The 12981-nt window shown below is 41.6% G+C and carries 10 protein-coding genes and 1 pseudogene; 5 read left to right on the top strand and 6 right to left on the bottom strand.

Annotated elements, in window-relative coordinates:
- Positions 1–394 (bottom strand): response regulator (locus JWP71_RS11955; protein WP_299500163.1); only part of this gene is annotated, 394 nt, incomplete at its 3' end.
- Positions 395–527: 133 nt separating this feature from the next.
- On the opposite strand from JWP71_RS11955, the gene JWP71_RS11950 reads away from it, so the two are divergent.
- The 3 genes from JWP71_RS11950 to JWP71_RS11940 all read left to right on the top strand — a co-directional run bounded on the left by JWP71_RS11950 (position 528) and on the right by JWP71_RS11940 (position 5639).
- Positions 528–1646 (top strand): histidine kinase, encoded by a 1119-nt coding sequence (locus JWP71_RS11950; RefSeq protein ID WP_299500159.1) that lies wholly within the window; start codon positions 528–530, stop codon positions 1644–1646.
- Between the two features lie 168 nt (positions 1647–1814).
- On the top strand, positions 1815–2726 hold the full coding sequence (locus JWP71_RS11945; RefSeq protein WP_299500156.1) for a hypothetical protein: 912 nt from the start codon (positions 1815–1817) through the stop codon (positions 2724–2726).
- Positions 2727–2756: 30 nt separating this feature from the next.
- Positions 2757–5639 carry an outer membrane beta-barrel protein gene (locus JWP71_RS11940; RefSeq protein WP_299500153.1) on the top strand — a complete coding sequence of 961 codons (2883 nt, stop codon included), beginning with the start codon at positions 2757–2759 and terminating at the stop codon, positions 5637–5639.
- Positions 5640–5847: 208 nt separating this feature from the next.
- On the opposite strand, the gene JWP71_RS11935 is transcribed toward JWP71_RS11940, so the two are convergent.
- Positions 5848–6498 (bottom strand): YceH family protein, encoded by a 651-nt coding sequence (locus JWP71_RS11935; RefSeq protein WP_299500150.1) that lies wholly within the window; start codon positions 6496–6498, stop codon positions 5848–5850.
- 122 nt (positions 6499–6620) lie between these two features.
- On the opposite strand from JWP71_RS11935, the gene JWP71_RS11930 reads away from it, so the two are divergent.
- Positions 6621–7439: an MBL fold metallo-hydrolase gene (locus JWP71_RS11930; protein ID WP_299500147.1), complete on the top strand. Its 819-nt coding sequence runs from the start codon at positions 6621–6623 to the stop codon at positions 7437–7439.
- A 489-nt stretch (positions 7440–7928) separates the two neighbouring features.
- Here the strand turns inward: JWP71_RS11930 and JWP71_RS11925 are convergent, their stop codons facing one another.
- The 4 genes from JWP71_RS11925 to JWP71_RS11910 form a co-directional block, all read right to left on the bottom strand.
- Positions 7929–8510, bottom strand: coding sequence for a DUF4142 domain-containing protein (locus JWP71_RS11925; protein WP_299500142.1), 582 nt, complete (start codon positions 8508–8510; stop codon positions 7929–7931).
- A gap of 183 nt (positions 8511–8693) precedes the next feature.
- Positions 8694–9653, bottom strand: a complete 960-nt coding sequence (locus JWP71_RS11920) for a D-2-hydroxyacid dehydrogenase (protein WP_299500137.1) — start codon at positions 9651–9653, stop codon at positions 8694–8696.
- Between the two features lie 5 nt (positions 9654–9658).
- Complete coding sequence (locus JWP71_RS11915) at positions 9659–11410, bottom strand: lactate permease LctP family transporter (RefSeq protein WP_299500135.1); 1752 nt, start codon at positions 11408–11410, stop codon at positions 9659–9661.
- A 365-nt stretch (positions 11411–11775) separates the two neighbouring features.
- Positions 11776–12318, bottom strand: coding sequence for a DUF4142 domain-containing protein (locus tag JWP71_RS11910; RefSeq protein ID WP_299500133.1), 543 nt, complete (start codon positions 12316–12318; stop codon positions 11776–11778).
- A 129-nt stretch (positions 12319–12447) separates the two neighbouring features.
- Here JWP71_RS11910 and JWP71_RS11905 point away from each other — a divergent pair.
- Positions 12448–12981, top strand: a pseudogene (locus tag JWP71_RS11905) (hypothetical protein); the annotation flags it as partial.

Genomic DNA, 12981 nt, shown 5'->3' with positions numbered 1-12981 from the left:
TTTTCCGCTTCGCGGGATCGGCTTCGGCAACCCGTTTAGATTGTTCGAATATTGTTGTGGCTTTATTGCAAGCCTTTAAAAATCGTTCTAAGGCAACGGGTTTAAGCAAATAGTCAACCACGTCCAGTTCAAAACCATCCAGTGCAAACTGGTCGTAGGCGGTAACAAAAATTATCAATGGTTTTTGTGCCAGGCTCTTTACAAATTGTAAGCCATTTATGCCTGGCATTTGTATATCGCAAAAAATAAGATCCACCGGTTGCTCCTGCATAGCTTGCATGGCCTGCGCAGCCGACCGGCAGCTGGCTACCAGATTCAGGCTATCCACCATGTGGATATTATCCTCAAGCAATTCCAGCGCAAGCGGCTCGTCGTCTATTATTATGCAGTTCATTAATGTTGGTTAATGCAATAATACTAAGTTATTTGTATAAAACAGCAAGCTGGTTAGTACCATTTCGTCGCAACAATGTAGGGTTTAGTCTCATAGTTGTTACAGTCTCCTAATTTCTTATTTTATTTGTACTATGAAAAAACTGATCAATAATCGTTGGTTCCTGTTCTCCATGCCTTTTGTAATATGGTTCCTGGTATTAATCTTGCCTTTTTTAGCAAGTACCGATAACAATAACTTTTTTCCCGAAGGCGCTCACCGCCGGTGGATCATTAATATTATAACCGCCAATTTTTTATTGCTGTGCGTGTTCTATATCCATACCTATCTGGTGTATCCGCTAATTAATAAAAAAGTGATCTGGTATGTACTGGCGCTTGCTGCATTGCTTGGCTTATACTGGTTATGCTGGTATTTTTTGCGATCAGAGCCGCATAACACACGCTTTATCATGTTACGCACGCAAGGCGGGCCAATGTCACAGCATTTTCCAAAAACTCAAAATTTTCCAAAATCACCCAATATACATGTGCGCCGTTTTGGCGGACCACCAGATATTATTCCGCTTTTATCGCCCTTAGTTGCCATTTTATGTAGTGTATGTTATCGTGTGATACTGGATAACCGCAGACGTGTGCAATTATTAAAAGAACAGGAAACCAGCCATTTAAAATCAGAACTAACCTTTTTGCGCTCGCAGATAAGTCCGCATTTTATGTTCAATATCCTGAATAACCTGGTAGCGCTGGCCCGTAAAAAATCTGATGATCTGGAACCGGCCATTGTAAACCTATCACAACTAATGCGTTATATGCTGTATGAAAGTGATGATCACCGGGTGTTTCTAAGTAAAGAAATTGAATACCTGAGGAGCTATATAAACCTGCAAATGCTGCGATTTGGCAACAACATGAAGGTAAACATCGACGTAAAGGGCGATCCGGATTTGTATACCATAGAGCCAATGCTATTGATACCGTTTGTTGAAAACGCCTTTAAACACGGCACAGGTATGGTTACCGACCCAATTATTGCCATATCTATAGCTATAGATGAAGAAACCCATTTAATGCGATTTATAGTAGTTAATGGGGTTAGTGACCTGGATGTATCAAAAGATAACAGCTCTGGCATCGGTATAGCCAATGTAAAAAGACGACTGGCTATTTTGCACCCGGGTAAGCACGAGCTGAATATACTGAATGAAAATCATTCATTCACGGTTGACCTTTCAATTTATCTCGCCAATTAATTACTATTTTTTTAGTTTAGCCATAAAACCTTGTCGCTTAAATAGGTAAAGTGGTCGCCACAATCAACTTAATGGTATACTTTATTTTCGGCATCAATAATCCGTTACTATAATTGTATGCTGTTAGCTTTTAGGCTAATACCTCTTTTAAACCTAATCAATAAAAAAATGAAAAAGCTAATCTCTTTAACAAGTTTATTACTGCTTTCTTGCTTAGCTGTGTTTGCACAAGAAACTAAAAAGCTAAAAGAAGTGCAGGCTGCTAATCTATGGGCACCTTCATCAATAAAAATTGATGGGGCACTTAAAGAATGGGGCGATTCTTTTCAGGCTTATAATAAAGCCACCAAGTTATATTATACCCTATCAAATGATGATAAAAATATTTACCTGGCCATAAAATCAACCGATGCTATTAACAATAACAAAATTATAGCCGGTGGCATAACCCTTACTATAAACACCGACGGAAAGAAAAAAGAAAAAGATGCATTTAGCCTTACCTATCCGGTTATACAACGTACAACAAGAACCATGCGTGGCCCCGGCGGCGGCGCACCGGGCATGCCCGGGCGATCAATGACAATTACCATGGGTCCCGGCGGTGGCCCAGGCGGACCGGGTGGGCAACCCGTTGATTCGGCAATGATAAAAGCGGCACATGAGCGCACTATTGCGGCCGCCAAAGAAATAAAAGTTGCCGGCTTTAAAGATATAACCGATTCGCTTGTTTCTATATATAACGAGTATGGTATTAAAGCCGCTATTGGTTATAATGCCCTGGGCAATTTTACGTATGAAATGGCCATCCCAATTAAACTGCTTAACTTAAAATCAGATGGACAGGAATTGAACTACAACGTAAAAGTTAACGGCATTGTAATACCCGCTGCGATGATGCAGGCTATGTCCGAAGGTGGCAACGGCGGCGGTGGTAGCGATGGCGGCCAACGCATTGTAACGTTTGGTGGCCCGGGCGGCGGTGGTGGCGGCCAACGCGGTGGCGGTGGTGGCAATTTCCAGGAAATGACAAGCCCCAGCGATTTTTGGGGGAAATATACTTTAGCAAAAAACCAATAAAACCTCTCTATACGATTATAAACTTACCACATGAAAAGATTACTTACCGTAGCCGTTTTTATACTATTATCGGGCAGGCTTTTTGCCCAGATGCAAACGCGAACGGCTTCACCGGCGCTGCCCCCTCCGTTAACTTCGCGCGAGGTAAGCGGCGTTGTAAAAGACGAAAGCGGGCAAACATTAATTGGTGCTTTAGTTACACTTAAATCAAAGCGGGATACCATTAGAACATCAACTAATGAGGATGGCATATTCATTATGAAAAATGTAAAGCTGGCAGCCTTTAATATTACTGTTGAAAGCATTGGCTCAGTTCCTTTTGTTAAAAAGTACTTAAACAGCGATATTACCAAAAGGATAGTTTTAGATCCTATTACGCTTAAAACCAAAAGTAATGAGCTTAATGAAGTAAAAATTAATGGCACCCCCAGCATAACTTATAAAGTAGACACGGTTGAATATCGTGCCAGCGATTATAAAGTGCGCGACAACGCCACACTTGATGAATTGCTGAAAAAAATGGAGGGCATGGAGGTTGGAACCGATGGAACATTAACCCATCAGGGCCAGCAGATAGTAAAAGCTAAGTTAAATGGCAAAGACTATGCAGGCGGGGATGTTGCCCAGGCCATTCAAAATTTACCTGCAGACATTGTTGAAAAAGTACAGGTTGTTGACGATTACGGCGACCAGGCCGCAAGGACCGGTGTTAAAGACGGCGACCCGCAAAAGATATTGAATATTACTACCCGTGCAGACAGATCTGTAGGTACTACCGGACGCTTAATAGGGCAGTATGGCAGCGCCGACCGGTATAACGCCCAGCTGTTCGTTCAACGTATTGACGCTAACCAGCAATTGGGTGTAATTGGCAACTTACGCAACACCGTGCTTGGTGTTGCTTCTACCGGCCTGCAAGGCGGCGCAACCAATAGCGGCGGCGGTGGCACAGGTGTTGGTGCAAATGCAACCGGCGGTGGTGGCACCGGCGGCAGTGGTGGTACAACCCGTTCCGGATCGCCATCATTTAACTACCGCGACCAATGGAGCAAAAATGTACAGGTGGTGGGCAGCTATACTTATATGTTTAACAATAATAATGCTTTAAGCGATAGTTACGGACAAAGATATACAAGCTTAGGCACAGGCAATTTTGTTAACAAGAGTACAAGAGAAACAGACACAAAATCGCACAATGTTAGGTTTGAAATGGATATCAACCTGGATAGCGCCAATTACTTGCAAATAACACCAACTTTTAGCTATAGCAATGCGCCAACCTCAAGCAATACCAATAGTGATAATATCAATCATTATACTACAGGTTTTGAGCATGTAGTAAATAACGGTATTAACTCTACTTTAAATTCAAGCAGCAATTATGGTCTTACCGCTTTTTACCTGCACGTATTTAAAAAACCGCGCAGAAACATTTCTTTACAGGTAGGCATTACACGCGCAAATACCCAGGCTGATGGCGAACAAAATACCGCTTACCATTATTATGCCGATACGACTCAAAACGTTTTAATAAGAGACTCATTAGTACACTTATTAACCCACAGAACAAATGCAACAACAACCTATACCGCTACGTTAACCTATGTTGAGCCCCTAAGTCCCGTCTCCCAATTAGAGTTTGCAGGAAATGTGAGTGAGAGAAATAATAATACGGCCTCCCTGCAGGATACCGTATTAGCAAACGGACAAATAGTGCCGGTTTCAAAGTATAGCAGTATATATAATTATGATGTTACCGATACACGTGCTACTTTAGATTATCGTTACAATGGCACCAAAGTTAACCTGTCAATTGGAGCTGCTGCTGTACCGTTTCTTTTAAAGGGCACTAAGTTTGACAATACAGCGGGCGCAAACGCGTCCACATCACGTTATGATTTCAGAGTAATACCGGCTTTCCGTTTTGCCTACAGCTGGTCTCGTACAGAACGTTTTACCTTAAACTATACCGGGCGCAACCAGGAACCTGATTTTACACAAATACAACCATTTACAGATCGGTCAAACCCTGATAATATTGTGGTTGGTAACCCTAACCTTAGGCCCTCATTTACCAATACACTTACTGCCCAGTACAACAATTATTTGGCAAACTCTAAATTTAATATTTCGTTGGGTGTAACGGCAAGCAGTATTGATAATTCAATAGCTCAAAACACGCTGCTATTACGGGTACCGCTTACTGTAAACACTTTGGACCCAACTAAAAACACGTTTAAAAACATATCAGAAACATATTATGTTAATTTAGATGGCGCCCAAACAATAGTGGGCAGATACACCATTGCCAAACAACTGGATGACCGCAGGTATAACCTGTCGTTAAATGGAAATGTAACTTATAGTTTCTCGCCTGCAATGAGTAATAATCAATTATACGGTCAAACAACCTGGAGGTGGGATGAGCGCTTTGGTCCGCGTATAAACCCAAGTGAAAATTTCGAGATCAATCCGTTTTTTGGATATGATATTTCAAGAACCTTTACAACATTGTTTAATGCAAATTCAACGCAATTACAAACAACCTCGTTGGGCCTTACCAGCAAAATGTATTTCTTTAAAACCTGGCAGATCAACTATGATGCTACCAAGAAATTTATAACCGGTATTAGCGGTGCCAATACTAATCCATTAATTTTAAATGCCGGTTTTGAAAAAGAATTCTTTGCAAAACGAAACCTGGTACTAACCTTTAATGTTTATGATTTGCTGCACCAAAACAATTACATACAACAAACAGTAACCTCTACCGGGGTAACCAATACCTTGTCTAATTCATTAAGCCGTTACTTTATGGTGGGCCTGCGCCTTAACCTGCAAAAATGGAGCGGTACACCAACACGTAATGGCCAGCAAATGATGCGCCGTGGCGATGGTAGCTTTATATATTAAAGATAGTGGTTAAGTTAAATTAGAAGGCTATGGGTTTAAATCCATAGCCTTTTTGTTGGGGGTTGAACGCGCTCCGTTGACTCGCCCCGCGGCACTTCGTGCGCGACCCTCTTCGCCTTCGGCGGAAAGAGGGTATTTCTTCTATGCCGAAATCCCGGCACCCTCTTTCCCTCCATAAGCGGAGCGATGTCGGGGTGAGTAATCGGCGTTAACTCAATTCCTTCATCAACTTATCAAAGGCTTCCTTCAACTCTGCCAGTTCAAGCTCAACTTTTGAAAGGCGGGCCTCAATGCCGCCGCCGGGCCTAACCGGTAATTCATCCATATCATCATCCTCATTTATATCTGGCACACCGGCCAATAAATGAGCGTATCGTGCTTCTTTTTGCCCGGGGCGTTTGGGCAATTGCATCAAATACGGCATATCCCCGCCGGCAAGTTTATCTAAAACATCCTGCACTTCTTCTATCGATTCAAATTCATACAACCTGCCCGAATTGGTATTTAATTCGCCGGGGGTTAATGCCCCACGCAGCATCAGCAGGCACAGCACAGCCAATTCTGACGGTATAAGCGGATACACAATAGCAAAGTTGTGCTTATATTTTACAGAGCGGATAGAGCCTCCTGTGGCTGTTGATATTAATCCGCGTTTTTTTAGCGTACTCAATGCGTCCATTACTATAGCTTCTTCATATTGCACAACCGGCTTGCGAGACGTTTTTTGATTGCACGCGGCGGTAAGGCCGTTAAGCGTCATGGGGTAATAATCGGGCGTGGTTTTGCATTTTTCCATTAATGAGCCCAAAACCCTGAGTTCGGCAGCATCAAGTATTGGTAAAGTTTGTGGTGTATCCATTTTATAATGTACTAAGCTGATTTGAATATAGGATTGTATTTCCGCTAGACAGATGCGATTTTAGCAATAAATATTTAATCTTTAGCTTAAATATTTAATTAAAAACCGGTTAATTTGTAGTAATGTCTTTATTTGTAGCCTCGTTAAATTCCGGAAGCAATGGTAATTGCTATTACGTTGGCAATGAGCATGAGGCGGTATTGATTGACGCTGGCATATCCTGCCGCGAAACCGAAACCCGCATGGCGCGCATGGGCCTATCCATGCGCAAGGTAAAAGCCGTTTTTATATCGCATGAACATTCTGACCATATACGGGGCGTTACCGTGCTCTCAAAAAAATATAAGCTGCCGGTTTATATAACCCCTCTTACTATGCACCACGGTGGCTTAAGATTAGATGACAACCTGGTAACAACATTCTTTGCCGACCAACCCATACGCATAGGTGAACTATTGATCACCGCCTTTTCAAAGCTTCATGATGCCGCTCATCCACATAGTTTTACTATTGCCTGCGGCGATGTGAAAGTTGGTGTTTTTACAGATCTGGGGGCCGTATGCGAAAACCTGATACTACATTTTCAACAATGCCACGCTGCTTTTTTAGAAGCTAATTATGATGAGGGAATGTTAGAAAGCGGCAATTATCCATTCCATTTAAAACGACGCATTAGCGGTGGCAAAGGCCACCTATCCAACAAGCAGGCATTAACGCTGTTTATAGATTATAAGCCAGCGCATATGAGCCACCTGTTTTTATCGCATTTATCAAAAGACAATAATGACCCTATACTGGTTCATAATCTTTTTAATACCCACGCCCGCGATGCAGAAATTGTTATCGCATCAAGATATGTTGAAACGCCTGTTTACCACATCAGCGGAACCGGCAACCCTGCAAGCGCTGCTATAGCGAGCCTGCAGTTCAGCTTGTTTTAATAATACTTATTGAAGGTTTCGCTTTAATTATAGTGGGGTATGAACACCACAGCTATTTCAACGGCTTTTTACGAAAACCTATTGAACTGTATAAATTACACGATGCGTTTTTTAATACTATACCTGTAAATAAAGCAAGCGCTTTTAACAAAAAATTTGCGTTTTTTAGGAGTGAGAAGCGTTAAAAAAGGAGAAGTTCGCTAAAACTTCTCCTCTAAAATTAACTGATCTCATTATTCTCATAAAGAACGAATTGGTTTAGTCCGATTGTAACAAGTGCACAAAGGTATAAATTCCTATGTACTAGGTAGAATAAATTTTAAATTTATTTTTTAATCTTTTTCCAAAATCTTATTAGGCAAAAGCACTATCTTACAGTGTTATACGCCTGCAATAAAAACATTTCAAAAAACAGGGCCATAATTGCAAAAAGCACATAGAAGTCGTTCTTTTCTATGTGTTTTTTGCAAATAATATATTTAAATGAATTTATTTCATACCATCGTGAATAGCCTTAATATTTGTTAAATGCCCTTTAATTGTGGGCAATGTTTTATCAACAAAAGCTTTCAAATCAGCATCTTTAAGCTTTTTAGAAGCATTTTCAAACATATCAACGGTGGCTTTATGGTCAGAAACCATTTTATCCACATAAGCCTTATCGAAATCAGAGACTGATTTTTTAGAAAGATCAGCAATTGCCTTTTTCGAATCAGCATTAACTGAATCAGGCAGGGTAATGTTTTTAGTTTTTGCTACTGCTTTTAATTCCTCCCCCGCTTTTGTGTGATCCATAACCATCATAGCGGCAAAATCCTTCACTTTGGCATTGGTTGATTTTTGTTCGGCAAGCTTACTCAGCTCTACCTCTGTCATCCCGCCATTAGCTGCGTCAACAGCAAATTTCGCGTCATCTTTGTCAACGGCTATTCCAGTCATGCCCGAAGTGGTACTGTCTTTTACCTTGTTTACACTATCCGCAGAAGCGGTACTGTCTTTTTTTTTGTTGTTACACGCCTGGAACATCATCCCGGCCAATGCAATCATTACAATTAAATTTAGTTTTTTCATGGTTTATTTTTTTTCTCTTATGTTAAACCACTTGAAAAACAATATGTTTTGAAAAATATTTAATAAGCTCTTGTCATTTCGAGTTATAAAATACCGAGGGGCCTTTGAAGCTAAAAATGACATATTACGATTTACATCGTGTCCAGGCGATAGAGAGAAATAACAGAGATTAATAAAATATCGTTATCTATTTACTACATTAACAGCCACGCCATTAATAAAAGCCTGTAAATTACTCACCACCGTATTCATTAATCGCGCACGTGCCTCTTTAGCGGCCCAGGCAATATGTGGGGTAATAATGCAATTTATCGCTTTAAAAAGCGGGTTATCCGCCAGCGGCGGCTCTACGGACAGTACATCAATGCCTGCGCCGGCTATTACACCATTATTCAGCGCGTCGGCCAAGTCGGCATCAACTACAATGGGCCCTCTTGAAGTGTTTATCAAAAATGCCGATGGCTTCATTTTTCTTAAATTTTCCCCGTTTATCAACCCCTGCGTTTCAGGCGTTAACGGGCAATGGATACTAATCATATCCGATAGTTGCAAAAGCTCATCCAGGGTTACCCATTTAAAATTTTCGCGGTGCGATTGGTCGGTGTGTGTTCTGCCGGTGGCGATAATGTTCATATCGAACGCGGTAGCTATATCGGCAACTTTTTTGCCTATCGTTCCAAACCCAATTATACCCAAAGTTTTACCGGCAAGCTCTGTCAGGGGATAATCCCAAAAACAAAAATCAACAGAACGGGCCCACCTGCCATCCATTACCGAGTCACTGTGTTTTTGTACATGCAGGCAAAGCTCCAGTAAAAAAGCAAAAACCAGTTGCGCCACAGCAGGGGTGCTATAACCGGGCACATTGCTTACAATTATCCCGTTTTCTTTACACACTTCGGTGTTAATAATATTGTAACCGGTAGCCAGTACGCCAATATATTTCAGATCGGGTAATTGATTTAATGTGGCTTCGTCTAACGGGGTTTTATTGGTTAAAACAACAGTAGCTCCTGCACAGCGCCCAACTATTTCGGCATAAGGGGTACGGTCATGAATAGCTACATCGCCTAATTGGTTTAGCGCATCCCATGACAAGTCGCCGGGGTTAAGTGTATATCCGTCAAGTACTACTATCTTCATCTTATTTAAGCTGATTCTTTGCGCCCGGTTAATTTAATTAATGCGACAAATATCGCAATAATTAAAGCCAATATAATTAACCAGGTGTAGCCGGGCAACGCTGTATTTAAAGCTACGGTATTTACAGCAGCAACAGGTGTGCTTGCCGGTACTATCCATTTAAACCAATAGGCTTGCCCCATTACCAGCAAACATAAAAACAACAATATAAAAAAGCTATGCTTTAAGGTGAACCTAAATAGCGCCGACTCTTTCCCAACCAAATTACCGGCAGCCGCGGCTACCGCTATAGATTGTGGCGATATCATTTTACCAACCACACCGCCCGAACAATTGGCAGCGACAGTAACCACGGGCGAAATCCCAATTTGGGTAGCTGTTACATATTGCAATTTTGTAAATAACGCGTTTGATGCGGTATCAGACCCGGTTATAAACACACCCAGCCAGCCCAGTACCGGTGCAAAAAATGGAAATAACGGACCGGTTGTGGCTAACAATAATGCTATAGTTGTGGTAATACCCGAATCGTTAACGATATAAGCGAAGCTTAAAACCGACATGATAGTAATTATTGGGAACATTAACTGTTTTAAAGTGTCCGCAAAAACTGCCGCGCCTTGTTTATAGGTTAGGCCAACAACAGGTATGGCTATCAAGGCTGATAAGAAAACGGCTGTGCCCGCTGCCGATAGATAATTAAATTTAAACACATGCGGCAACAACGTACCCTTTTGATCGGCAATACTATTATGCAGCCCGGGGAAATTGAATTGCAGTTGCCCGTACCTGTTCAGAAATTCTTTTACCGGTGGTAGTCCCCAGGTTAATATTACTATAGTTAATAACAAAAATGGCGACCATGCAGCAATTACCTGGGTAGTGGTATAATTATCCTTTACTGTAACTATGCGAGGCTTTTCACTGGCGAAGCGCCATATGGTTGTTGGTTTCCAAAATTTTAAGAAAATTATTAAGGCTATAATTGAACCAACACCTGCAATAATATCGGGCAGTGCCGGACCAATAAAATTAGAAGTAAAGAATTGCAGCAAGCCAAATGAAAGCCCTGAAACCAAAATGGCCGGCAAAACTTCTATAGATCTTTTAAAGCCACACATTAATACCACCAGGTAAAACGGAGTAAATACCGACAATATAGGCAGCGTTCTGCCCACCATTTGTGATATTTCCATTTCATGAATGCCCGATATTTGCGAAGCAACCGCTATAGGTATACCTACCGAGCCAAATGCTACGGGCACAGTGTTGGCAATTAAGCATAGGCCGGTGGCATACAATGCATCAAACTCCAGCCCCACCAACATGGCTGCGGTTATAGCTACAGGCGCGCCAAAACCTGCAGTGCCTTCTAAAAAAGCGCCGAAGGAAAAAGCAATGAGCATGGCTTGTAGCCGCCTGTCGGGAGTGACGGCGGCCATAAAATGTTTAATGATCTCGAACTGACCGCTTTTAACGGTGATGTTAAATAAAAATACTGCCGAAATAACTATCCAGCAAATCGGGAAGAATCCATATAGCGCGCCATTGGCTATTGATAAAAACGCCAGTTTCACCGGCATGCCATAAACCAAAACGGCTATAAATATGGCTACGGCGCATGCCATTAAACTGGCTTTATAGCCTTTGGTTTTTTTGACCACCAGCGCCCAAAAAACAACCAGTATAGGCACCAATGCCACTAAAGCAGAAAGCGTTAGGTTATTAAGCGGATTTACGGGCTGTATCCAGATCATGATAAATGGTTAGCTAAATTTAGCTGAATATTTTTTATAAAAGTAACTGCCAGCCTTTTTCTTTTATAAAAACGAGTTTAGAATCAGAGTGGTTCGGAAAAAGCAGAGAGTAGGGCGATTCTGCTCTTGAGAGGGGGAGCTTAATCTGCCGATTGGGATTAGGCATAGGAGTGTTCGGAAGATTTGAATTCGTAATCTAAGTTCCCTCCCAATGGGAGGAGTGAGGCTGGTTGTGAAATGGCAGGGAGGGGTTTCGCCGATTTATAAATCGCTTCATTAACCCCTCCCTACCCTCCCAAGGGAGGGAATCGCACGACCCACAGCTTTTTTAATCTTCTGAACACTCTTAATTAGGCATCAAAACCTTATTTCATACTATCCTGCATCGCTTTAATAGCGTCTGCCTGTTTTTTTAATATGGCCAGTGTTTTCGCAGCGAAAGCATTTAGCTCTTTATCCTTTACATCATCTGCACCATTATCAAATAACTTAACCGCTTTTTCATTGTCTTCGGCTAACTTGGCAATAAAAGCCTTATCGAATTCGCTGCCGGTTTTTGAGTTAAGCTCATCTTTTTCATCTTGCCCGTCGCTGTTAAGTGACAGGTTTATTTTTTTAGCTGCGGCTATGCTCATTAAGTCTTCGTTGGCTTTTGCATAGTCTTTTAAAATCATAGCTGCCAACCCCTTTACGTTGCTGTTAACCAACTTGTCTTTTGCAAAAAAGCTTAACTCTACCTCGGTAGTGCCACGGTCTGCGGCCGAAACTGCAAAATTTGCATCGTCTTCGCTTACCAATGACCCTGTTTGATCAATGCCAATTATCGAGTTTTCTTTTTTACTGTCTTTGCATGCCTGGAACATTAAGGCAGACAACATGATCATAATAATTGAACTTGTTTTTCTCATCTTTCTTTATGTTTTATAATTGTGGCTACAAATTTATTTGTTTTGCTTTTTTTTGCAAGGGCCGATATAAACTTAGTCACTTTTACCGACATTTATAACTTCCATCGCCTTTCGCGTAAATTATAACCTATGAATAAATTAAGATTTTTCAGTCCGTTGTTAACGGGGGCGTTATTGCTGCTTGTATTAAACGTTAATGCAACCGGCAAACCTAAAGACAAGATAGTAGTTTATCCGGCGCCCGCAGGCGAGGTTTTAGACCAACGCTATAAAATATCGGTCGAAGGAAAAAACGTTGCGGTTTATACCGCTAAAATAGCTGCCAATGGCACGCCCGATCAGTTTAAAGGGATAGCCGATATAAAGAACTCGCATAAATATTTTGACACTGCTGCCTTCGCCTATTTTGATATGCTGGGTTCGGCAACAGTAACCGTTACCGTTCCTGAAGAGGTTACTTCTGTTAAAGTACTACCTACATCTTTTGGAATTAATGCTACTATACATGGGCGCTCCATCTCTTTCGTGGTTTCATCGCCCAAAAGCCTTACCATCGAGATAAACGGCGAATGGGTAAAATCGCTGCACCTGTTTGTTAACCCGATTGAAACCAATGCGCCCAAAGCTAATGACCCCAACGTAATATATTTTGGCCCTGGTATA

The sequence above is a fragment of the Mucilaginibacter sp. genome (assembly GCF_028287845.1).
In the GTDB taxonomy this organism is placed as follows: domain Bacteria; phylum Bacteroidota; class Bacteroidia; order Sphingobacteriales; family Sphingobacteriaceae; genus Mucilaginibacter.
This window is presented reverse-complemented; position numbering and strand designations above follow the sequence as displayed.